This is a genomic window from Enterobacter soli ATCC BAA-2102, from assembly GCF_001654845.1.
In the GTDB taxonomy this organism is placed as follows: Bacteria; Pseudomonadota; Gammaproteobacteria; order Enterobacterales; family Enterobacteriaceae; genus Enterobacter; species Enterobacter soli.
In genome coordinates this window covers 22,272-45,667 of the sequence record NZ_LXES01000013.1, presented here as the reverse complement: position 1 = coordinate 45,667, position 23,396 = coordinate 22,272, and the positions used below count along the sequence as shown (strand labels likewise).

16 protein-coding genes are annotated in these 23,396 nt (G+C 54.9%); 13 read left to right on the top strand and 3 right to left on the bottom strand.

Going from position 1 to position 23,396, the window contains the following annotated elements; translation table 11 throughout:
* Positions 1-90: 90 nt before the first annotated feature.
* The 9 genes from murB (at position 91) to M987_RS04635 (ending at position 13,799) form a co-directional block, all read left to right on the top strand.
* Positions 91-1,119: a UDP-N-acetylmuramate dehydrogenase gene (murB, locus tag M987_RS04675; protein WP_014072237.1), complete on the top strand. Its 1,029-nt coding sequence runs from the start codon at positions 91-93 to the stop codon at positions 1,117-1,119.
* Positions 1,116-2,078, top strand: a complete 963-nt coding sequence (gene birA / locus M987_RS04670; RefSeq protein WP_014072236.1) for a bifunctional biotin--[acetyl-CoA-carboxylase] ligase/biotin operon repressor BirA — start codon at positions 1,116-1,118, stop codon at positions 2,076-2,078. Before murB ends, birA begins: the two co-directional genes overlap by 4 nt.
* Positions 2,079-2,597: 519 nt before the next feature.
* A complete protein-coding gene (gene bcsO / locus M987_RS04665) occupies positions 2,598-3,104 on the top strand; it encodes a cellulose biosynthesis protein BcsO (RefSeq protein WP_014072235.1) in 507 nt (168 codons plus the stop codon).
* The gene (gene bcsQ, locus M987_RS04660) at positions 3,095-3,898 is read left to right on the top strand and encodes a cellulose biosynthesis protein BcsQ (RefSeq protein WP_014072234.1); all 804 of its coding nucleotides are present in this window, start codon (positions 3,095-3,097) and stop codon (positions 3,896-3,898) included. Before bcsO ends, bcsQ (M987_RS04660) begins: the two co-directional genes overlap by 10 nt.
* Before the next feature lie 18 nt (positions 3,899-3,916).
* A complete protein-coding gene (gene bcsA, locus M987_RS04655; protein WP_014072233.1) occupies positions 3,917-6,022 on the top strand; it encodes a UDP-forming cellulose synthase catalytic subunit in 2,106 nt (701 codons plus the stop codon).
* Positions 6,019-8,298, top strand: coding sequence for a cellulose biosynthesis cyclic di-GMP-binding regulatory protein BcsB (bcsB, locus tag M987_RS04650; RefSeq protein ID WP_014072232.1), 2,280 nt, complete (start codon positions 6,019-6,021; stop codon positions 8,296-8,298). The genes bcsA (M987_RS04655) and bcsB (M987_RS04650) overlap by 4 nt, the downstream gene beginning before the upstream one ends.
* Positions 8,295-12,320 carry a cellulose biosynthesis protein BcsC gene (locus M987_RS04645; protein WP_014072231.1) on the top strand — a complete coding sequence of 1,342 codons (4,026 nt, stop codon included), beginning with the start codon at positions 8,295-8,297 and terminating at the stop codon, positions 12,318-12,320. The genes bcsB (M987_RS04650) and M987_RS04645 overlap by 4 nt, the downstream gene beginning before the upstream one ends.
* Positions 12,317-12,799 carry a cellulose biosynthesis protein BcsD gene (gene bcsD / locus M987_RS04640; protein WP_245551559.1) on the top strand — a complete coding sequence of 161 codons (483 nt, stop codon included), beginning with the start codon at positions 12,317-12,319 and terminating at the stop codon, positions 12,797-12,799. Before M987_RS04645 ends, bcsD begins: the two co-directional genes overlap by 4 nt.
* Positions 12,800-12,806: 7 nt before the next feature.
* On the top strand, positions 12,807-13,799 hold the full coding sequence (locus M987_RS04635) for a family 8 glycosyl hydrolase (protein ID WP_014072229.1): 993 nt from the start codon (positions 12,807-12,809) through the stop codon (positions 13,797-13,799).
* Between the two features lie 48 nt (positions 13,800-13,847).
* Here the strand turns inward: M987_RS04635 and bcsG are convergent, their stop codons facing one another.
* The 3 genes from bcsG to bcsE are packed head-to-tail and all read right to left on the bottom strand — an operon-like array spanning position 13,848 to position 17,273.
* Positions 13,848-15,527 carry a cellulose biosynthesis protein BcsG gene (gene bcsG, locus M987_RS04630; protein ID WP_014072228.1) on the bottom strand — a complete coding sequence of 560 codons (1,680 nt, stop codon included), beginning with the start codon at positions 15,525-15,527 and terminating at the stop codon, positions 13,848-13,850.
* A complete protein-coding gene (bcsF, locus tag M987_RS04625) occupies positions 15,520-15,714 on the bottom strand; it encodes a cellulose biosynthesis protein BcsF (RefSeq protein ID WP_014072227.1) in 195 nt (64 codons plus the stop codon). The genes bcsG and bcsF overlap by 8 nt, the downstream gene beginning before the upstream one ends.
* A complete protein-coding gene (gene bcsE / locus M987_RS04620) occupies positions 15,711-17,273 on the bottom strand; it encodes a cellulose biosynthesis c-di-GMP-binding protein BcsE (RefSeq protein ID WP_014072226.1) in 1,563 nt (520 codons plus the stop codon). Before bcsE ends, bcsF begins: the two co-directional genes overlap by 4 nt.
* A 172-nt stretch (positions 17,274-17,445) precedes the next feature.
* Here bcsE and bcsR point away from each other — a divergent pair, with 172 nt between their 5' ends.
* Genes bcsR through bcsB (M987_RS04600) form a run of 4 tightly spaced genes read left to right on the top strand, consistent with a single transcriptional unit; the run spans position 17,446 to position 23,396 of the window.
* Positions 17,446-17,634, top strand: coding sequence for a cellulose biosynthesis protein BcsR (bcsR, locus tag M987_RS04615; protein WP_014072225.1), 189 nt, complete (start codon positions 17,446-17,448; stop codon positions 17,632-17,634).
* An 11-nt stretch (positions 17,635-17,645) separates the two neighbouring features.
* Positions 17,646-18,398, top strand: a complete 753-nt coding sequence (bcsQ, locus tag M987_RS04610) for a cellulose biosynthesis protein BcsQ (protein ID WP_014072224.1) — start codon at positions 17,646-17,648, stop codon at positions 18,396-18,398.
* Entirely contained in the window at positions 18,395-21,010 is a 2,616-nt protein-coding gene (gene bcsA / locus M987_RS04605) for a UDP-forming cellulose synthase catalytic subunit (protein WP_014072223.1), read from the top strand. Before bcsQ (M987_RS04610) ends, bcsA (M987_RS04605) begins: the two co-directional genes overlap by 4 nt.
* Positions 21,011-21,020: 10 nt before the next feature.
* Positions 21,021-23,396: a cellulose biosynthesis cyclic di-GMP-binding regulatory protein BcsB gene (gene bcsB, locus M987_RS04600; RefSeq protein WP_014072222.1), complete on the top strand. Its 2,376-nt coding sequence runs from the start codon at positions 21,021-21,023 to the stop codon at positions 23,394-23,396.

Sequence of the window (23,396 nt, the reverse complement as noted above, 5' to 3'; positions counted from 1 at the left end):
TTTTTATCCCTTCCCGGCATCCATAAACTAATCACCCATCCTTCCCTATATACGGTAAACTATCCCGGTTTTTGCATCAGGATAGCGTCTATGAATCACTCCCTTAAGCCCTGGAATACCTTTGGTATTCAGCGGAATGCTAACGAAATTGTATGTGCCGAAAATGCCCAGCAACTGCTGGCTGCATGGCAAAACGCAACAGAAAACAGTGAACCTGTACTGATTCTGGGCGAAGGAAGTAATGTCCTGTTTCTCGACGATTTTGCGGGCACAGTGATCGTCAACCGCATCATGGGAATTGATGTCGGAGAAAGCGCCGATAGCTGGCATCTGCATGTTGGTGCCGGGGAAAACTGGCATCATCTGGTGCAATACACCCTGGAAAAAGGGATGCCAGGCCTGGAAAACCTTGCGTTGATACCGGGCTGCGCCGGATCCTCACCCATTCAAAACATCGGTGCCTATGGCATTGAACTTAAACATGTTTGTGAATATGTCGACTGCATCGAGCTGGCAACAGGGAACGCTTTGCGTTTGACCGCTGAACAGTGTCGTTTTGGTTATCGCGACAGTATTTTCAAGCATGAATACCAGGATCGCTATGTGATTGTGGCCGTTGGCCTGCGCCTGGCGAAAAGCTGGAACCCGATTCTGACCTATGGCGATTTAACACGTCTTGACCCAGCGACTGTCACCGCACGTGAAGTGTTTGAGTCTGTTTGTCACATGCGAATGACCAAACTTCCCGATCCTAAACTGAACGGAAATGCGGGTAGTTTCTTCAAAAACCCGGTAATCAGCGGCGAAAATGCAAAAGCGTTTCTTGCGGGCTGGCCAACGGCACCACATTATCCGCAGGCCGATGGTAGCGTTAAGCTGGCTGCGGGCTGGCTCATCGATCAGTGCCAGTTAAAGGGTGCCACGATGGGCGGCGCCGCAGTGCATCGCCAGCAGGCACTGGTTCTGATTAACCAGGATAATGCGACCGGCAGCGATGTTGTGCAGCTGGCACACCATGTACGTCAGTGTGTAGGTGAAAAATTCAACGTCTGGCTCGAACCAGAAGTCCGCTTCATTGGTCGTTCTGGTGAAGTGAATGCCGTGGAGGCCATTGCGTGAAGGACAATACCATTCCATTAACCCTGATCGGCATCCTTGCTGACGGTGAATTTCATTCTGGCGAGCAGCTGGGTGAGCGCCTGGGGATGAGTCGTGCCGCTATTAACAAGCACATTCAGACTCTCCGAGACTGGGGTGTTGATGTCTTTACGGTACCGGGTAAAGGCTACAGCCTGCCGGAGCCTATTCAACTCCTGAATGAAGAGCTGATCGGCAGTCAGATTGAGCATGGTAAGGTTGCCGTGCTGCCCGTCATCGACTCTACCAACCAGTATCTTCTGGATCGCCTGAGTGAGCTACAGTCGGGTGATGCCTGCGTAGCGGAATATCAGCAGGCTGGCCGTGGGCGTCGTGGCCGTAAGTGGTTCTCACCCTTTGGGGCCAACCTGTATCTCTCTATGTACTGGCGTCTTGAGCAGGGGCCCGCCGCTGCGATTGGCCTGAGTCTGGTCATTGGGATCGTGATGGCTGAAGTTCTGCATGATCTGGGAGCGGATAAAGTCCGGGTCAAATGGCCAAACGATCTCTATCTTGAAGATCGTAAACTCGCCGGGATTTTGGTCGAATTAACAGGTAAAACCGGGGATGCTGCACAGATCGTGATTGGTGCAGGCGTAAACCTGGTGATGCGTAATGTGCAGGCCGATGTGGTAAATCAGGCCTGGACTAACCTACAGGAAGCGGGGATCACCATCGATCGCAACACGCTTGCGGTTCGGCTGATTAAAGAGCTTCGCGATTCGTTATCGCTGTTTGAACAGGAAGGGCTGGCGCCGTTCCTCTCTCGTTGGGAAAGGCTGGATAACTTTATCAACCGACCGGTAAAACTGCTGATTGGCGAGAAGGAGATTTACGGTATCTCTCGCGGGATTGATGCGCAGGGTGCATTGCTTCTTGAGCAGGATGGCATGATTAAGCCCTGGGTTGGTGGGGAAATCTCGCTACGCAGCGCTGAATAAAATCCGGGAGCCACTGGCTCCCTTTTTTTCGCCTCTCCACCTCCAGAAAATAGTAGGCGGGAGATAATTCCAGTCAGAAGAAAGAGTTAAGCTAAATTATTAAAAACTAACGCCGAAAAAGTATTTCTAAATATTTCTCTGGGTAACAATTTATTAAAATAAGAATCATCTTAATTGGATGTTAATACCGTCATATCTGTTTTTATTGATTCAATACGCTGCTTAATGATATCTCTTTGATTATAAGCTCTATTCTTACGGCAATATGAAGTCAAAATCCCTCCATATTTTTTACCTTAAAAAACAGATAGCATGTGCACTGTTGATGTTAATGCTATTGCCGATAATAAGCCGCGTGGAAGCAAAGCCGTAATTTATACACGCCAATAATATGCGTACGGTATAACCGTAACGTTACTGTGCACCTACACCTGAATAAATACATCCATTGATCGTACATGACCACTGAAGTCAAACCGTGGCAGGTGCATTATTGTTTTGTAAATCATGAGTATAACTATGAATCATTATGATGATTTGCAGCGATTTAAGGATAAAACGCGTAGCCAGGCGCTTGATTTTAAGGATTTCTCAGCTCAGAGCCATGCGCAGGAACAGGGAAACTGGGCGATTATCAACCAGCTTCTTCCTGCCACTGAAGTTAATTCACTTGCCGCTGGCGGACATGTTTCACTGTCAGCTCCTCAGCCGGTCACGGAAGAGACATTTGCGGTGAGCGAACTCACTCCAGTGCCACAGGCTCTGGTCGTTGAGCCTGTACCCGCGCCGGTGTCCTCGATCATGCAAGGGGTGGATGAGCAACTGGCGTCAACGCCCCGGCAGGCACCTGCCATACCGACACCTACACCTGCCCGGGTTCAGGTATCACATCCCGTCACGGAACCGGAACAAGGGGCTGTCGACTTTACTCGTCTGTTTGCCCCTGCGACCACAAAACCTGCCCCTGCGGCTGAGAAAAACCAGCCACTAAATTCACTGCTGGAAAGGATTGCCACATGCCGTTAGTTTGCGTTTGTTCACCGAAAGGTGGTGTGGGTAAAACCACCATGACCGCCAATCTGGCGTATGCACTCGCGCGCGCGGGGAGCAAAGTTCTGGCTCTGGATTTTGATGTGCAAAACGCGCTGCGCCTGCACTTTGGGGTTCCCCTTTCCGATAGCCGTGGCTACGTTGCCAGGGCGGCTGAGTCTTCGGACTGGAGCCAGTTTGTGCTGACCGCCGGGGGTAACATCTTTGTCCTGCCTTATGGCGATGCGACCGAGCCGCAGCGTCTGGCATTTGAAGAGCGCCTTACGCATGACGAGCACTTCCTGACCCGTGGGCTGAGCACGCTGTTGAACTATCCGGGGCTGATTATCATCGCAGATTTTCCTCCTGGCCCAACGCCTGCGCTGAAAGCGATGTCCCGCCTGGCCGATCTCCATCTGGTGACGTTACTGGCCGATACGGCGTCGTTATCGTTGCTGCCGCAGATTGAAAACCAGCGCCTGACCGGCGGGGTACTCAATCAGAAAGCAGGCCATTACTTCGTGCTTAACCAGAGCGATAACCGCCGCCAAATCAGCCGTGATGTAACGGCCTTTGTCGAGAACAAGCTGGGCGAAAAGCTGCTTGGCGTCGTTCACCGGGATGAAAGCGTGGGTGAGGCTAACGCCTCCCAGCAATCCGTTTTCGATTTTAGCCCGGCATCCGCAGCGGCTTTCGATATTGAGCTTATTGCCAAAAAAGTCGCAGGCATCCTCGGGGTGAAAGTGGGCGACGGTACGGTTCATACCCTTCCGCGTATGTCGGGGTTCTAATTCCACGCAGGGTTTCCTATGAAAAAGTTACTCATAATTTTGCTGGTACTGGCAATGGTTCCTGTCGCCTTGCTGGTTGTCATTACCCCGATGGATAGCCAAAAGCAGTATATATTTGGCCTGATTAGCATCGGCCTGCTGTTTTTAATGGGATTCAGTAAAAAGCGAAGCATTTCAGTGATTATGGTGGTGATGTCATTATTGATGTCCACCCGCTATATGTATTTTCGCCTGACGCAAACCCTGCATTTTAATTCAGAGATTGAAACCATCCTAGGTATGGGGTTATTTCTGGCAGAGGTCTACGTCTGGGTGCTATTACTGCTGAATTATTTGCAGACTATCTGGCCGCTGAAACGCGAAATCGTGCCTTTGCCGGATGACATGTCGTTGTGGCCAACGGTTGATGTCTATATTCCTACGTACAATGAGTCGCTGGATGTGGTGCGCGATACTGTGCTGGCTGCGCAGTGTATCGATTATCCGCGCGACAAAATGAAGATCTATCTGCTTGATGACGGGAAACGCCGGGAGTTTGCGGTGTTTGCGGCGGATGTCGGCGTGGGTTACATCACGCGTAACGATAACTCCCATGCCAAGGCGGGCAACCTCAACCATGCGATGAAGCTGACTCAAGGTGAGCTGATCACCGTATTCGACTGCGACCACGTCGCCACGCGCATCTTCCTGCAAGCCACGGTCGGTGGATTCCTTAAAGATCCAAAACTGGCGCTGGTCCAAACGCCTCATTACTTCTACTCGCCAGACCCGTTTGAACGTAACCTCTCTGTCGGGCGTAATATCCCGAACGAAGGCACGCTGTTCTATGGCCCTATCCAGCAGGGTAACGATAACTGGAACGCGACCTTCTTCTGCGGCTCTTGTGCGGTCATTCGTCGTAGTGCACTGGAAGAGATCGGCGGTTTTGCTGTGGAAACCGTCACCGAAGATGCCCACACTGCGCTGAAGATGCAACGTCTGGGCTGGAAGTCGGCGTTCCTGGATATTCCGCTGGCTGCCGGTCTTGCCACCGAGCGTCTGGTATTGCATGTGATTCAACGTACCCGCTGGGCACGCGGGATGACGCAGATTTTCCGTCTGGATAACCCGTTGTTTGGCCGGGGTCTGACGATTCAGCAGCGTCTGTGTTACCTGAGCGCGATGCTCTATTACCAGTTTGCCTTACCGCGTATCGCGTTTTTGACCGCGCCGCTGGCGTATCTGCTGTTCAACCTCAATATCATTCACTCGTCGGCGAGCCTGGTCTTTGCCTACGCATTGCCGCATCTGTTCCTGGCGATATACATCAACTCGCGCATGAACGGACGCTACCGTTACAGCTTCTGGGGTGAAATCTACGATCTGGTGCTGGCGTTCCATCTGGTGCTGCCAACGGTTGTCACCATGTTCTTCCCGAAACGCGGCAAGTTTAACGTGACCGACAAGGGCGCTCTGCTGGACATCGGCTACTTTGATTTCAGGGTCGTGCGCCCGCATCTGGTGATTGCCATTCTGTTGGGTATCGGCGTGATTGCAGGGATTGTCCGCGCCTTCGCGCATGACTACTACGGCGTTGACCCGCGCGTTATCGCACTTAACGTGGGCTGGGGACTCTACAGCCTGATCTTCCTGCTGGCGGCCATTGCGGTGGCGCGTGAAACGCGGCAGACGCGCAAGACGATTCGTATTGATGTCACCATTCCGGTGCTTATCCACTACGCCAGCGGCATCTCTTCCCGTAGCCAGACGGCCGATCTGTCAATGGGCGGCTGCCGTATTGAGCTGCCCGACGATCGTCATCTGACCGATGAGATTGAAGAAATTGAGCTGCTGCTGCAATCAGGGGCGATCAGCATTCCGGTGAAAGTGGTCACGACGGATGAACGCTATATCCGCCTGATGTTCGACGATATCCCGCTGTCACGACGCCGCGAACTGGTGCGTGTGGTACTGGCGCGCGCCGATGCATGGATCCAGCCGCCAAAACCGCAGGACAATCCATTCCGCTCGCTGGCGACCATTGTCCGCTGTGTGTTCGATCTGTTCTGGATGACCTGGAAAACCCGCCGTGCTAATCGCCGCACGCAGGCAAAAGTGCAGGTTCAGGAGGACGGCAACGCATGAAACGTCTGACAACACTCACCCTGCTGGCGGCGTCGTTGTTTGCGCTGCCACTGCACAGTGAGGAAACCACAGTAGCGTCGTTATTGCCGGTTGAAATGCCCGCACCCGCCGCGCCTGCTGCATCCTTTGCCCCCACCTCGGTGAATACCATCAGCGTGGCACAAATGGGGCAACCGCAGGGGATTGTGCTGAGCGGCGGTCAGTTGCAGGGCGGTACGCGCTTTACCCTGCCGGTCGATCAGGTGGTCACTAACGCGCAGCTTTTACTGAATCTTAAAGTTTCTCCGGCGATGGCCACGCGCAATGCCACTATGCAGCTGATGCTTAACGGGCAGCCGCTTGGCACGGTGCCGCTGGGCGCGGAAGAGAGCGATGTTTCACGATTCCAGCTGGATATCCCCTCTGCGCTGCTGGTCTCCAGCAACAGCCTGAGCTTTAAGATTAACGATGGCGAAGCGATGCAGTGCCAGCGTGACCTGACGGATAAATATCGCGTGACGGTTCTGCCTGATTCCCGTTTTGAACTGGAAGGGCAGCAGCTGGATATTGGCGCGGATTTAAGCCACTTCCCGCGTCCGTTCTTTGACAGTATGCAGATGACGCCAGCCACGATTGCCTTTGCATTTGGGGCAGGTCTTAGCAGCGATACGCTCAGCGCAGCGGCGCTGATCTCTTCCTGGCTGGGAATTCAGGCAGATTATCGCGGTGTGTCCTTTGCCGCGCTGAATGACACGCTACCAGAGAAAAACGGCATTCTGATTGGCCATCCTGGCGAGAAGATTGGCGGCATGACCTTGCCGCAAACCACTCAGCCGATGCTGCAAATTGTCGATAATCCGGCAAACCCGGTTTATAAGCTGCTGCTGGTTGTGGGTAAGGATGAAGCGGCGCTGCGCACGGCGGCCTGGCGGCTGACGCGTGGTAACTTTGCGCTGCAAACTGCCAGCCTCTCCTTGCCGGTGCAAAAGATCCCGGTAAGCAAACCTTATGATGCCCCGCGCTGGATCCCAACGGATCGTCCGGTGAAGCTTTCAGAGCTGATCCGTAAAGATCAAAGCCTGACCGTCACCGGGATCTGGCATCCGCCGCTGCGTGTTGCTTTCCGCGCAGCACCGGATCTGTTCCTGTGGGATGGCGAAACCATTCCGCTGCACATTGGTTATCGTTTCCCCACCGAAAACTGGATTGACGAAAACAAGTCCTGGCTCAGCATGACGCTCAACGACACCTTCCTGCATAACCTGCCGGTGAACAAGCAAGGTGCGCTGGAAACCCTCTGGCACAAGGTGGGCGGCGATGCGCGGCAGGAGAAATTCGATATGCCGCTGGAGCCGTACATGATTTACGGCGACAACCAGCTTTCGCTCTATTTCAACATTACGGCAAAAGAGAACGCGCCGTGCAGCGTGCTGCTGAACAACAACATCAAGAGCCGTATTGACGAGGATTCGTGGATCGATCTGAGTCATACGCGTCACTTCGCGCTGATGCCAAACCTCTCTTACTTTGTCGGTGCGTCGTTCCCGTTCACCCGTATGGCCGATTACTCGGAAACGGTGTTGCTGTTGCCGGAACACCCGACGGAAACCCAGGTCTCAACGCTGCTGGACATGGCGGCACGCTCAGGGAACGCCACCGGTGCTGCGTTGTACAACAACCGCGTGGTGATGGGTGTGCCCACGGCAGGCGGCAACCTGGAGCTGCTGCGTACCCGCGATGTGCTTGCCGTTAGCGGGATGTCCCAGCATGACTTCAACCAGGCGCTGCTCAGCAGTTCGCCGTTTACTTCACACGACAACACCCTGGGCGTGCGTGAGCCGACAACCTGGCAGAAGCTGCAACGCTGGCTCGCCGGAGACTGGACGTCGGATGGTGTAGACGCTGACCGCTACTTCTCTTCCAACGAAGCCTGGCGCGGGTTTGTGAGCTTCCGCTCGCCGTGGAACAGCGACCGGCTGGTGGTGATGGCGCTGGGCAGTAATGACGATCAGCTTTCACGCCTGCATGAGGATTTAACCTCGGCACGTATCAACGCCGGTATTCGTGGCGATGCGGCGATTATCACCAACGAAAACGGTGTGCGCAGTTTCCGCGTCGGGTCGCAGTTCCCGAGCGGGCAAATGCCGATGCAAATGATGATTGTCTGGTATGCCAACCAGCATTCGGCGCTGCTGGCCATTCTTGGGCTGATTATCAGTTCGCTGACCGGGCTGGCGCTTTATGCCTTCCTGAAAAAGCGTGCGCATAAGCGCCTGAATCCGGAGACAGGAAAGTGAAAAAAATAACAATTAAATCGGCTATCTGCCTTTCCGGTGTGCTGACGTTTGGTACCACGGCATTTGCGGCGCAGAACGATGCGGCGTTGAAAGCGCTGTTCGACCAGGCAAATTACTGGCATGAAAAATCCCATGACGACCTGGCCAGCGAGTCGCTGAAAAAAGTGTTGATGGTGGATGCCAACAACACTCAGGCCCTCTATCTGATGGCATTGTGGGCGCAGCAAAATGGCGATTTACAAACCGCGGCCCAGTGGCGCGCACGGCTGGCAAAAGTCTCGCCAGGCGATGCCGGATTACAGGCGCTGGATAACGCCAGGCAGATGACCCAGGTGCCGCAGGGGACGTTAACTCTGGCGCGTCAGCAGGCGCGTAGCGGCAATATTCCTGCGGCGCTCGATACCTGGAAAACGCTGTTTAATGGTGATACCCCACCGGCAAGCCTTGCGCCGGAATATTATCAGACGATGGGCAGCGACAAGGCGCTCTATCCTCAGGCGCTGGCAGAACTACAGCGCTTCTCGGCACAGAACCCGCAGGATAACGCGGCGCGCGTGGCGCTGGGGAAAATGCTCACCTGGCGGGAAGAGACTCGGCGTGACGGGATGATGCAGTTACAGGAGATGGCCAGCGGCAGTAAAGATGCCGATGCCGGGCTACGTCAGGCGCTGTTGTGGCTGGGGCCAAAACCGGGTGACGAGCAGTTCTATGATACCTGGTTGCAACGCCATCCGCAGGATAGCGAAGTGCAAGCGTACTACCGTAAAAACGTGGGCGGCGCGGCAAAAGGCGAAGGGTTTACCGCCCTGAACAGCGGCAATACCGATGCGGCAAAGCGCCAGTTTGAGCAGGTGCTGCAAACCAACCCGCAGGATGCCGATGCCCTGGCCGGGATGGGGTATATCGCACAGCGTAAAGGGGATTATCAGGCAGCGGCGCAGTATCTGGGGCGTGCGGCAAGTCAGGGCGGTGACGCCTCTGCACAGCGCCAGGCTCAGGCGGATGACGCGGCATTTTACGGCCAGCTTGCCCAGGCTCAGCAGGCGCTGAAAGAGGGGAATATTAGCCAGGCGCTTGCGCTCTCGGCACCTCTTGCCCAGCAAACAGGCGAGCGGGGGACGGCTGCCAAACTGTTCCGTGCCGATGTGCTGCGGCATAACAAAGACTACCCGCAAGCGGAACAGATCCTGCGTGAAATGGTGAACAGCCAGCCGCAAAACGGCGCGGCGCGCGAAAACCTCTATTACGTCCTGAAAGAGCAAAACAAAACGGATGACGCGCAGGCCATATTACGCACCTTACCGGCCTCGCTTCAGGCGAAACTTCAGCCGCGCGTGGTGACCGGTTTGCCGGGGGATCCTGTACGTCGTCAGGCACAACAGGCTGTCGATAGCGGGAATACGCAACAGGCGATCGCGATCCTGCGTCAGGGCGTTGCCCGTTTGCCGGACGATCCGTGGCTGCGTCTTGATCTGGCGCGTCTGCTGCAAAAATCGGGTGCGGATGGTGAAGCGGCGTCGGTGATGCAACCTGCGTCGCGTCCGGGCGCCGGAGCCAGCGCACTGTATGCATCCGCTCTGTTTGCCAGCGAAAACGATGCCTGGCAACAGGCACAAACCTTGTTGTCGCGGGTTTCTCCCGCCAGCCAGACACCGCAAATGCGTGAGCTATCGCAGCGGGTGAATTACAACCTGCAAATGGCCACTGCTGAGCGCTATCTGGCGCAGGGCAATGGGGTTGCGGCGGCTAACACGCTGAAAACGTTGTCATCGCGTCCACCGGAAAGCCCGGCAGATGCAGGCAAACTGGCCAGGATGTTGGCACAAAGCGGCGACCTCACGGGTGCAGTATCGGTGGTTCGCAACAATATGAACGACGGGGTGAAAGGCAATGCCGGCGACTATGCCGATCAGGTTGCCGTACTGAACCAGGCTGGGCTAAACGGCGAAGCACAGCGTTTCCTGGCAAACCCGGAACTGCTCTCGCGCAGTACGCCAACACAGCTGGCGGGCGTGCGTAATGGCTATGTGATCAACGAAGCGGATCAACTTCGCGAGCAGGGTAACTACGCGGCAGCCTACGACAAACTGATCCGCGCGCTGCAAAGCGATCCGCAAAATACCGATCTGATGTTTGCGATGGCGCGTCTTTACCAGACCGGCAAAATGAACAAAGAAGCGGGCGTGGTTTATGACTACCTGATGACGCGCGATACGCCGGATCAGGATGCGCGCGTGGGTGCAATCGATGTTGCGCTGGCACAAGACAATGTCGTGAAGGCGAAGCAACTGGCGAATGGACTGCAAACCAACAACTCGCCGCAGCGTTTGCTGTTGCTGGCGCGTCTGGAAGAGGCGCAGGGTAATCACCAACAGGCGATGACCTATCTGCGTAGCGCACGCGGCAAGCTGGTGGGGCTGGAGTCCACCAACAGCGCTGCCACGCCGACGATGGGTGGCCTGCTGCTGGCAGACAACCCGTTTGTCAGCACCAGCCGTACCACTCAGGCGGCGGGGGCCACGGTGTCCAGCGAAAGCGCGCTGCCGTGGCAACTGGCGCAAACCGCACGCGAGCCGGGGTCTACGCTGCCAGGCACCACCCGGACCGATCTGCCGCAAGAAACCGTCCAGAGCCGCACCTTGCGTCAGGTGGATGACATGATGCTGCAGATGCAGGATCAAACCGGCACCTGGTTGCAGGGCGGCGTACAAATCCGTGGTCGTGACGGTGAATCGGGAACCAGCAAGCTCACTGAAGCGAAAGCGCCGCTTACCTGGTCCAGCTCGCCGTTTGGCGAGTCGCGCTTTGAATTTACCGCAACCCCGGTCACGCTAAGTGCTGGCAGTGCCAGCGGTGATGCGTGGCGTCGCTTTGGTTCAAACCCGTTGGCTAATGCGGCATCGAACGTGATTTCTACCGTGACCAACGAGCAAAAATCCCTGGCGGCGATGAGTGCTACCGAGAGGGCAACGTATCTTGCCAGTCATCCTGAAATGGCGACGATTGATTCTCTCGGTACGCTTAATGCGAGCGACTTTAACCTGACCAGCACCGACGGGCAGCTCAATCTGGCGAAGCTTGGCGCCTACGATGGTGGGGCTGTGGGTGAATACCTTGAAGCCTCCAGCCTGAAGCCAAACGTGAGCCAGCCAGGCGATGTTTCAACCGATTCGCAAAAAGCGAATGGCGTCGAGCTGAGCATGGCGCTGAGCGGTAAAGATTACCGTATGGACATCGGCAGCACGCCGCTTGGGCAGGACCTGAGTACGCTGGTCGGCGGGGTTAAATGGTCGCCGAAGCTCACCAATTACCTCTCGCTTATCCTGACCGGCGAACGTCGCGCCGTGACCGACAGTCTGCTCTCTTATGTTGGTCTGGAAGACAAGTACTCTGGCAAGACCTGGGGGCGCGTCACTAAAAACGGCGGCAACCTGCAACTCAGCTATGACGATGGCGATGCCGGGTTCTACGTTGGTGGTGGCGGTTACAGCTATCTTGGCGAGAATGTGGCGAGCAACACCAGCGTGAACGCAGGGGCCGGGGTCTATTTGCGGCCTTATCATGACGATCTCCGTCAGGTGCAGGCCGGGTTGAGCATGAGCTGGATGGACTTCTCGAAAAACCTGAGCCAGTTCACCTTCGGCCAGGGCGGTTACTTCAGCCCGCAAAACTACGTCAGTGTCGCGTTGCCGGTGGATTACACCCAGAAAATTGATAACTGGAAGCTGAAGCTGGGTGGCTCCGTGGGGTATCAATCGTATAGCCAGGACAGCAGCGACTACTTCCCAACGAAAGACGCCTGGCAGGAGCTGCTCGAAGGGGCGGTTGCCAGTGGTTTCGCCAAAGAGGCCCGCTATAAGAGCAGCTCGGAAAACGGTATTGGCTACACGGTTCGCGCTGGGGTGGATTACAACGTCAACAAAGATATGACCATTGGCGGCAACGTCGGTTATGACACCTTTGGCAGCTATAACGAAAGTACGGCGGGGCTCTATTTCCGCTACATGCTGGGAGATAAGTGATGACACAGAATATGGACAATCCTGCGCTGATGAGCTGGTTTCGCGGCCAGCAAACGCCAGAAGGCTGGTTTGATTTGCTGGCCTTGATGGTCGAAGGAATGGTGAGCAATGTGGGCGAACATGAGAGCCAGCCGTTCCTGCGCCAGATGGGGCACGCGCTGGGGGAGCAATTCCCGCTTCAGCCCTCGGAAACCGTGGGCGAGCTGGAGGCGAATATCAACGGGCAACTGGCCCGTTTTGGCTGGGGCTGTGTGGATATCGCCACCCGCGACACCGATCTGACGCTTCGCCATCAGGGGCTGCCGGTCAGTCGCATAGCGGAACAGCAAAACCGCTGGTGTCATGCCTTCTGTGCAATACTGGAGGGATTATATGCCCACTGGATGCAGGGGCAGGGCGGAAAAGCGCACGTGACAGTGAGTCGCGATCGTCTCTTTTCCATTTCGGACGTTCAGTTCCGCTATCACAATCCACAATGAGTTAATTATGCGAAAGCCCGCATGTGCCGCACTGTTGGTCATGATGAGTGTGTTGGTTTCGCCTTTCTCCCATGCAGGCCAGGCCTGGGAGCAATATAAGGCGCGTTTCTTTATGCCGGATGGCCGGATAGTTGATACCGGCAATGGCAATGTTTCCCATACGGAAGGGCAAGGTTTTGCCATGCTGATGGCCGTGGCGAGCGATGATAAAGCCACCTTCGATAAGCTCTGGCAGTGGACAGACAGCACGCTGAAAAACAAAGATAATGGGCTGTTTTACTGGCGGTATAACCCGGTGGAAGCCAACCCGGTTGCCGACAAAAACAACGCATCTGACGGCGATGTCCTGATTGCATGGGCGCTGTTAAAAGCTGATGCACGCTGGCATGACAAGCGCTACAGCACAGCCTCGGATAGCATCACCAAAGCGCTGATTGCGCACAACGTGATCCGCTATGCGGGATATCGGGTAATGCTGCCTGGCGTCCAGGGATTTAACCTGAATAGTGAAGTGGTGCTGAATCCTTCTTACTTCGTGTTCCCGGCCTGGCAGGCGTTTGCCGATCGCAGCCATTTACAGGTCTGGCGCGAACTGATTCAGGACGGACAGCGACTGCTTGGGAAAATGGGGTCGGGTAAAGCGAATTTGCCCACAGACTGGGTATCTCTGGAAGCCGGCGGCAAGCTGGTTCCGGCCAAAGCCTGGGCACCGCGGATGAGCTATGACGCTATTCGTATTCCGCTTTATATCACCTGGTTTGATAAACAAAGCTCGTTGCTGACGCCGTGGCGTAGCTGGTTTGGGCAATTCAGTCGCGAGCAAACCCCGGCGTGGGTGAATGTCACAACCAACGAGTACGCGCCGTATATGATGGAAGGAGGGCTACTGGCCGTTCGTGATTTAACGATGGGGCAGGCGTCTGGCGAACCGGTAATCACGACAAAGGATGATTATTACTCCGCGAGCCTGAAAATGCTGGTGTGGCTCGCAGAGCAATAATAGTGGTACTGGACAGTTCCCTCTCCCGGGCGGGAGAGGGAATGTTGATTACTGCGGATACGGTACCCAGTCGCCGCCATTCAGACGAACATACGGTTTGTTCTGGTACTGGATAACGACAGCGTTAGCGTTCTCTGATACCTCAGCAGTCTGTGGCAGGCCGCTGGTGAGCTGATTCCAGTTCACGTTATCTTCCACAAACAGCTTACCGTCTACCGCACGAGCCACCAGCTCAGAAATCGCCAGATAGCTGCTTGGCTGAGTGATCTCAATTGGCGCACCCTGATGCGGGGCTTTCATACCGAAGAATTTAATCCCGGCAGGTACGTTGGTAATGGACGGGCTTGGGATATCACGCAGGCCAGACACCTGCATTCTGTCACCCTTCAGCGCGCCGCCGTGTTCTGGCACAACGACAACCATCACCTTGCGACCTGATTTTTCCAGCTCGGTAAAGAATGCATCCAGTTCATCAAACAGCTTCTGTGCACGAACTTTGTAATCGGCCGTTTTGCTGACGCCCGGGAAGTGGTTACCGTCATGCAGCGGCAGCGTGTTATAGAACGTGGCACTGCGCGGGTTAGCATCTTTCTCAATGGTTTGCAGCCAGCGCTGGAGCACGGCGGTATCGTCGTAAACCGGTGAACCGTCAAAGCCCAGCAGCGATACCGGCAACCCGGTCTGATCCATCAGCGGCGCTTGCATTCCGCCTTCTTCACGCACTTCTTTCAGGAAGTTGCCGAACTGGCCGTTATGGCCCAGCATCAGGTGCTGCGTAAAGCCAAGTTTTGCCAGGTTATCAAACAGATAACACTGATTTCCCGCTGGCTGATAGAGATTTTTATGCGATGGCTGACCACAGCTTGCGCGCAGCAGGCGAATAGCCGCCGGGCCGCTGTAAGAGGTGGCGGAGTTGAAATCTTTAAACTGAATATCGAAGTGCGACCACAACGGGTGCGAACTTAAACCGGCTGCATCCACATCGGCCCATGACAAAGAACAGATGTTAATCACCAGCAGCTCGAATGGCTGAGCGTCCGCAGGTAATGCATCCGGGAATTTGGTCTGACGCTTGTCTTCTGCGGTATAGAAGCTTGAAAGCCAGGCATTCAGGTTAGTGGATGTCGGTGGTGACGTCTGCGTTGGAATATCCCCAACAACCGGGTTATCCCCTGCGGTGGCTACCGTTGCGGCGGCGGTACCACCGGTGGTGGTGACCGTAGTGGTCGGCTGGCCAACTGGCCATAAAGAGAAGCCAGGCCCCGCCAGGGTCAGTACGTTAAGCCATATCAGGATGGCCACCACAAACACCGTTACGCGTACCCATTGAGACAAGAACAGCCAGGCAACCAGCAGCACAAAGATTGCCCCAATCATCTGCCAGTTAATAAACCGCTCGGTCAGATCGAGAATGTAGTCAGCGCTAAAGCCCGCTACTTGCGAACCCTGGCTCATAATGCTGTCCGGGCCGGGTAGCCAGGTGTCATGCCAGAACAGAGCAAAGCCTACCGGAATGGCAATCCAGTGGCGCAAACGGTGCAACCTGATGTTAGGGATTGGCATCAACAGGAAGGCCATAAACACCAGGTTAAGCAGGGGGTGGAAATTCAGGTAGCCTGCCCACAACAGACCAAACTTCACCAGAAAATAGAAGTTCCAGCCGGAAAGGCCGCGCCAGTATTGCCAGAGCGGCGATGGCGCCGAATGGGTATAGGTAGAGTTAGTCATGTTTTCGGTTTGCCTTGACGTGCGGAGCCCGTGTCAGTGTTCCGGCTGGTTTAACGTAGCGAGGTTTTACAAACAGCATCCTGGCGGTATTACGAATACGGCCCATCGAATGGCGTGCATAGTAGCCGAGCGGGAAAAAAATGAGCGCACAGAGTACGACCAGTTGAATAATGTCGCTGATATTCATGATGATGCGCTCTCCTCATTCCCGGATAACAAGCGAAGTGGTTCAGGTACCCGACGCCAGACGTGCCCGTCATGCTTAGCATTAAGAATGGGGTTGGTGTCGGCCGTCATCGGCAACGGTTTTACCCACTGCTCAGGTGCCAGGGTACGCATTTGCACCAGCTCGGCGCTGATCAGGCTGTCTTCAAACCAGATCATGCGGTTAGAGAAGATATCTCCTGTGGGTAACGGGAAAATATGGTTCAGGGCGGTGTCGAGATCGTTCACCCGACAGAAGGATAAAAACAGCACCAGACGGTTGTCGCCAATCGTCATGATATCCCCGGAACGGTTCGGGCGGCACAGCGTGAGTGCCTGCTCAACGCGGATACCCGGCACAGGACGCAGGGCAACCATCACCCCTTTTCCGTCTGCCGGCAGCAGCGTGTTGTTCATCATGTTGCTAACGGCATCACAGAAGGTGTCCCATTTTTGATAACCACGCAGTTTCATTGGCTGGGTCATGGACAACAGCGTGGAGATGTCTTCCGGTACGTGGCGGTTAAACTGCTGGCCCTGAATGCTCTCAATCAGCGTCAGGCAGCGTGAAAGCGGGGCATTCCAGGGAACGACCATGTTGGCGCCGCAACCCAGCAGCAAACGTTCGTCCGTTGCGCGCAGGCTGGTATTATTTTCGCGTACCACGATTTTTAACGCGCTACCGCGCTGACGGCGTAATGTGTGAATTTGTCGCGCCAGTGTCTCGATTTGGTTATTTTGCATCAACGAAAAAACAATAGTGGCGGCCTGCGTCGTACGGGCTTCATTAAATAATGCTTCGTTTGTTTCAAACAGTGACCAATTTTCTGAAAGGGCCGGGGCACCTTCTAATACCGCAATCTGGCTGAGAATGCGTTTTTCATCGCTGCGCGGTTGCACCACGGTTTCTTCTTGTTGCGCGACATGCCAATGGCCTTCGATAAGTTTGAGAGTAAGTTGTTGTCGTGCACTCACCCCTTTTTCATTACACCAGAAAGCAATATCGTAAAGAAAACTGTCGGTCTGGTCACGGATACTTGCAAGACCGAAAAGAGAACGATATTCCCCCATTAAAAGCGAGAATAGCTTGTCATTATTACTGCCAGGGTTTACGACCAATACCGTGCAGTTTTGATTTTTTGCCCATCTATTGATTTTTTCGAGCCAGTGAAGAAGTTTCTCGGTCGGTATATTTTGCAGGGCATTGTTTGAGCATTTAAGAATCACTAAATAGTGATCGGGATCAATAGTGCACTGAATATCACGGGGCAAAAAGTATAGACTATCTGCCTCGGTTGACATGGAAAATAATTTTACCGTTTGTGGCCCGAGGTCATTCTCAAGCCTAATGATTTTCTTCGGTTCTTCACCCATAGTGATGACGGCAACGCGCGCATCTTTAGTTTGTGCGGCAATCGTTTGATTCACCAGACTGACAGCATCCTCATTGCGATCCGTATTAATCCACCACACTCCTCCGACTGGCATGTGGCGCAATTCGTCCCATAATGACTGGATGCCAATAGAAAATATGGAGTCCACGGTGTCCCTCTTTTCGTCTAATTTATCTGTATCTCAGTTTACTAGCGAAAGCGTAGAAATAAACCTAACATTGAAATTAAAGAACATCAGATTTAGCATGTAAACGAAAATTCGTGGCAGGATGCCTCGCTACATCTGTTCGTGAGATTTTACTCAATGGGATGAGATAAAAATGCATAATAATGAACCCGGAACACCCGTCGACTCGAGTCTGGGGTACACATTCCAAAACGATTTTCTGGCTCTGACTCAGGCGTTTTCATTGCCTGAAATTGATTACACCGATATTTCCCAGCGGGAACAGTTGGCGGCGGCTATTAAACGCTGGCCTTTATTGGCTGAATTTGCCCAACAACAATAAGGGAGCCATTGATGGCCATACTAGGATTACAGGGCGTCCGTGGTGGAGTGGGTACAACATCCATTACCGCGGCGCTGGCGTGGTCATTACAGTTATTAGGTGAATCGGTGCTGGTTATTGATGCCTGCCCGGATAATTTGCTGCGCATGTCTTTCAACGTTGATTTTGACCACCACAATGGCTGGGCGCGCGCGCTGCTTGACGGTAAAGACTGGCAGGATGCAGGACTGCGCTACACCTCTCAGCTCGATCTGCTCCCCTTTGGGCATCTGACTGCAAAAGAACGTGAGAACGATTACGCCAGCCAACAGACGCTGGAACAATTCACCTACGCGCTGGAACGCCTGAAGGAACAGAGTCACTACCAGTGGATTTTGCTGGATCTGCCCCACGGTTATACGCCGCTGACACGCCAGCTCATCAGCCACTGCGATCACATTCTGTCGATTGTGAACGTGGACGCAAACTGCCATATCCGCCTGCATCAGCAAGCGTTACCCGCAGACGCCCATATTCTGATTAACGATTTACGCATCAGCAGCCAGATTCAGGACGATCTGTACCAGATTTGGCTGCAAACTCAGCGCCGCCTGTTGCCTATGGTGATTCATCGTGACGAGGGGATGGCGGAATGTCTCGCCTCCAAGCAGCCACTTGGTGAATACCGTGGCGATTCACTGGCGGCAGAAGAGATCCTTACGCTGGCGAACTGGTGTCTGTTGCACTTCACTCGTCGTCCAGAGTCGGCCAGGAGTGCTGTATGAGCCGTGTGTCCACCTGGTTACTCATCCCACCGGTCAGCGCGCGCTTAAGCGAACGCTACCGGCATTACCGTCGACACGGCGCATCGGTGTTAAGCGCTGCGCTTGGCTGTTTCTGGATGATCCTGGCATGGATGTTTATACCGCTCGAACACCCGCGCTGGCAGCGTATTCGTGCGCGCCACAGCGAGCTTTATCCGCACATTAATTCCGACCGCCCGCGGCCGCTGGATCCGGCCCGTTATCTTATTCAGGCCGTCTGGCTGGTGGCCACCATGCCCCGGCAGGAACATAAAGCCCCGCGCTGGCGCAGCTTCGACCGGGTGGCGAATTTACGTGAACGCTACCATCAATGGCTGGACAGACTGCCCGATAGCGTGAGTGACAAGACCAGCCATCTGGACGATCACAAAGAGCTCGGGCATCTGCATCCGGGCTTGCGGCGTTTCATCCTCGGCGTGATTGTTGTCTTTTCGCTCATTCTGGCAGTGGTCTGTATCACGCAGCCCTTTAACCCGCTGGCACAGTTTACCTTCCTGATCCTGCTGTGGGGCGTGGCACTGCTGGTCCGGCGTATTCCGGGGCGCTTCTCGGCCCTGATGCTGATTGTGCTGTCGCTGACCGTCTCCTGTCGTTATATCTGGTGGCGTTATACCTCAACGCTGAACTGGGATGATCCGGTCAGCCTGGTATGCGGTTTGATTCTGCTGTTTGCGGAAACCTATGCATGGATTGTGCTGGTTCTGGGTTACTTCCAGGTTATCTGGCCGCTCAATCGCCAGCCTGTTCCGCTGCCAAAAGACACCACGCAATGGCCGTCAGTTGACCTGTTTGTACCAACCTACAACGAAGACCTGACGGTGGTGAAAAACACCATTTATGCAGCGTTAGGTATCGACTGGCCAAAAGATAAACTCAAAATCTGGATCCTGGATGACGGTGGCCGCGCGGAGTTCCGCCAGTTCGCCGATGAAGTGGGCGTAGAGTATATCGCGCGTACCACCCACGAACATGCGAAAGCCGGGAACATCAATAACGCGCTGAAATATGCCAAAGGGGAGTTTGTCTCCATCTTTGACTGCGACCACGTACCGACCCGCTCGTTCCTGCAAATGACGATGGGCTGGTTCCTGAAAGAGAAGCAGCTGGCGATGATGCAGACGCCGCACCACTTCTTCTCGCCGGACCCGTTTGAACGTAACCTCGGGCGTTTTCGTAAAACCCCGAACGAAGGCACGCTGTTCTATGGGCTGGTGCAGGATGGCAACGATATGTGGGATGCCACCTTCTTCTGCGGCTCCTGTGCGGTTATCCGCCGTAAACCGCTGGATGAGATTGGCGGCATTGCCGTAGAAACGGTCACCGAAGATGCCCATACCTCACTGCGTTTACACCGTCGTGGCTATACCTCTGCTTATATGCGTATTCCGCAGGCGGCGGGCCTGGCAACGGAGTCGCTGTCAGCCCATATCGGCCAGCGAATTCGCTGGGCGCGCGGCATGGTGCAGATCTTCCGTCTTGATAACCCGCTGGTGGGCAAAGGGTTAAAACTGGCGCAGCGTCTGTGCTACGTCAACGCCATGTTCCACTTCTTGTCGGGTATTCCACGGCTTATTTTCCTGACTGCGCCGCTGGCGTTCCTGCTGCTTCACGCTTACATCATCTACGCGCCAGCGCTGATGATTGCGCTGTTTGTTCTGCCGCACATGATCCACGCGAGCCTGACGAACTCGAAGATTCAGGGCAAATATCGCCATTCATTCTGGAGTGAAATCTACGAAACGGTGCTCGCCTGGTATATCGCCCCGCCAACGATGGTGGCGCTGATTAACCCGCACAAAGGCAAGTTTAACGTCACCGCGAAGGGCGGCCTGGTGGAAGAAGAGTATGTCGACTGGGTGATCTCCCGTCCGTATATCTTCCTGGTGCTGCTGAATATCGTGGGCGTTATCGCCGGTATCTGGCGCTACTTCTACGGCCCGGAAAACGAAATTCTGACCGTGTTCGTGAGTATGGCGTGGGTGTTCTACAACCTGATCATTCTTGGCGGCGCGGTGGCGGTTTCGGTAGAGAGCAAACAGGTTCGTCGCGCGCATCGCGTTGAAATCAGTATGCCTGCGGCAATCGCCCGCGAAGATGGCCACCTCTTCTCCTGTACCGTGCATGACTTCTCTGACGGTGGTCTGGGTATCAAGATCAACGGCCAGGCGAAGGTGCTGGAAGGGCAGAAGGTCAACTTACTGCTTAAACGCGGCCAGCAGGAGTATGTCTTCCCGACTCAGGTTGTGCGTGTGTTAGGCAATGAAGTGGGTTTGCAACTGATGCCGCTGACCAAAAAGCAACATATCGATTTTGTGCAGTGTACGTTTGCCCGCGCGGATACGTGGGCTCTCTGGCAGGACAGCTTCCCGGAAGATAAACCTCTGGAAAGCCTGCTGGATATTCTTAAGCTGGGGTTCCGTGGCTATCGTCACCTTGCAGAATTTGCCCCGTCGTCTGTGAAATTAATTTTCCGGTCACTTACCTCGCTGGTTTCCTGGGTCGTGTCGTTTATTCCACGCCGACCTGAGCGGGAAGAGGCGAAGCAATCGGACCCGGTTATGGCTCAACAATGATGATAACGCGATGAAAACAAAACTTTCCTGGTTATGTGCAGTGGCAATGGGGATGAGTGCACTTCCCCCTATGATAGCGAATGCAGCCCCTGAAACGACGGCTGCGCCTGTGGTGCAGGAAACCGATCCGACCGTCACCGCGACCGATACCGCTGAGCCCGATCAACCGGCTGACGGAGCGGCTCAACCTATCGGCAGCGTCTTGCCTGGCGTGCGTGGTGCAAACTCGCCTGTCGTGGCGGATAATGCTCCGTCCAGGGACGTGAAGCTGACCTTTGCCCAGATTGCCCCACCTCCGGGCAGCATGGTTCTGCGCGGCATTAACCCGAACGGCGGCGTTGAGTTTGGAATGCGCAGCGATGAAGTGGTGTCGAAGGCGATGCTGAACCTGGAATACACGCCGTCGCCTTCTCTGCTGCCGGTTCAGTCCCAGCTTAAGGTCTATCTCAACGACGAGTTGATGGACGTGTTGCCGGTCACCAAAGAACAGCTCGGCAAAAAGACGCTGGCACAGGTGCCTATCAACCCGCTGTTTATCACCGATTTCAACCGCGTTCGTCTGGAGTTTGTCGGGCACTATCGCGATGTGTGCGAAAACCCGGCCAGCAGCACGCTGTGGATGGATGTCGGGCGTAACACATCGCTGCAAATGACCTATCAGTCGCTGGCGCTGAAAAACGATCTCTCGGCTTTCCCGGTACCATTCTTTGATCCGCGCGATAACCGCCAGCTTACGCTGCCGGTGGTCTTTGCGGCTTCTCCGGATGTGAATCAGCAGCTGGCTGCGACGATTGTCGCTTCATGGTTTGGTTCACGTTCGGCCTGGCGTGGCCAGAGCTTCCCGGTGATGTACGATAAGCTGCCGGATCGCAATGCCATTGTGTTTGCAACCAATGACAAACGTCCGTCGTTCCTGCGTGACCACCCAGACGTGAAAGCCCCGACGGTTGAAATCATGAGTCACCCGGATAACCCTTATGTGAAGCTGCTGGTGGTGTTCGGGCGTGATGACAAAGACCTGCTTCAGGCAGCGAAAGGCATTGCCCAGGGTAACGTCTTGTTCCGTGGCAACAGCGTGACTGTCGACAATGTGAAACCTCTGCTGGCGCGTAAACCTTACGATGCGCCAAACTGGGTGCGTACCGACCGCGCAATTACCTTTGGCGAGCTGAAAACCTATGAAGAACAGCTTCAGTCGACCGGGCTTGAACCATCGCCAATCAGCCTTTCGCTGAACCTGCCGCCTGATCTGTATCTGATGCGAACCAACGGGATTGATATCAACCTGAAATACCGTTACACCGCGCCGGCAACCAAAGACAGCTCGCGCATGGATATCAGCCTGAACAACCAGTTCCTGCAATCCTTTAGCCTGACCAGTACTCAGGACACCAACCAACTGATGCTTCGTCTGCCGGTGCTGCAAGGGTTGCTGGATGGTAAAACGGATGTCTCTATCCCTGCGCTGAAACTGGGTGCGGTCAACCAGCTGCGCTTTAACTTCCAGTACATGAACCCAATGCCGGGTGGTTCGGTGGATAACTGTATCACCTTCCAGCCGGTGCAGAACCATGTGGTCATTGGTGATGAATCGACCATCGACTTCTCCCGCTATTATCACTTCCTGGCGATGCCGGATCTGCGCGCATTTGCAAATGCCAGCTTCCCGTTCAGCCGTATGGCGGATCTCTCTGAGTCCATCGTTGTGATGCCAAAAGCGCCAACCGAAGGTCAGGTGACAACCCTGCTGGATACCATGGCTACGGTGGGCGCACAGACAGGCTTACCGGCGATTAATGTGACGCTGACGGATGACGGCAGCCAGATCCAGAACAAAGACGCCGACATCATGGTGATTGGCTCCATCCCGGATAAGCTGAAGGATGATAAGCGTATTGATTTGCTGGTGAAGGCCACCCAGTCCTGGGTGAACACACCACTGCGTCAGACCGAGTTCCCAAGTATTATGCCGGATTCCAACGATCGTCAGGCCAGCGTTCAGACCGAAGTATCGTCTGCTGGCCCAATGGCGGCCATCGTCGGCTTCCAGTCTCCGTTTAACGATCAGCGTAGTGTCGTCGCACTGCTGGCCGATAGCCCGCGCGGCTATGAGCTGCTCAACAACGCGATGAATGACAGCGGTAAACGTGCCGCTATGTTTGGCTCTGTTGCCGTGATCCGTGAGTCTGGTGTGGATAGCCTGCGCGTGGGTGATGTGTACTACGTCGGCCATCTGCCGTGGTTCGAGCGCCTGTGGTATGCGCTGTCTAACCACCCGGTTCTGCTCGCAATCCTGGCGGCAGTGAGTGTCGTACTGCTGGCGTGGGTGCTGTGGCGTCTGCTGCGTATCATCAGCCGTCGTCGCCTTAACCCGGATCATGAGTAA

Bases quoted from the DNA above. Each gene is read 5' to 3' on its own strand.
- murB (WP_014072237.1), top strand. From the start codon at position 91: ATGAATCACTCCCTTAAGCCCTGGAATACCTTTGGTATTCAGCGGAAT.
- bcsO (WP_014072235.1), top strand. From the start codon at position 2,598: ATGAATCATTATGATGATTTGCAGCGATTTAAGGATAAAACGCGTAGC.
- bcsQ (WP_014072234.1), top strand. From the start codon at position 3,095: ATGCCGTTAGTTTGCGTTTGTTCACCGAAAGGTGGTGTGGGTAAAACC.
- bcsA (WP_014072233.1), top strand. From the start codon at position 3,917: ATGAAAAAGTTACTCATAATTTTGCTGGTACTGGCAATGGTTCCTGTC.
- bcsB (WP_014072232.1), top strand. From the start codon at position 6,019: ATGAAACGTCTGACAACACTCACCCTGCTGGCGGCGTCGTTGTTTGCG.
- M987_RS04635 (WP_014072229.1), top strand. From the start codon at position 12,807: ATGCGAAAGCCCGCATGTGCCGCACTGTTGGTCATGATGAGTGTGTTG.
- bcsG (WP_014072228.1), bottom strand. From the start codon at position 15,527: ATGACTAACTCTACCTATACCCATTCGGCGCCATCGCCGCTCTGGCAA.
- bcsF (WP_014072227.1), bottom strand. From the start codon at position 15,714: ATGAATATCAGCGACATTATTCAACTGGTCGTACTCTGTGCGCTCATT.
- bcsR (WP_014072225.1), top strand. From the start codon at position 17,446: ATGCATAATAATGAACCCGGAACACCCGTCGACTCGAGTCTGGGGTAC.
- bcsQ (WP_014072224.1), top strand. From the start codon at position 17,646: ATGGCCATACTAGGATTACAGGGCGTCCGTGGTGGAGTGGGTACAACA.
- bcsA (WP_014072223.1), top strand. From the start codon at position 18,395: ATGAGCCGTGTGTCCACCTGGTTACTCATCCCACCGGTCAGCGCGCGC.
- bcsB (WP_014072222.1), top strand. From the start codon at position 21,021: ATGAAAACAAAACTTTCCTGGTTATGTGCAGTGGCAATGGGGATGAGT.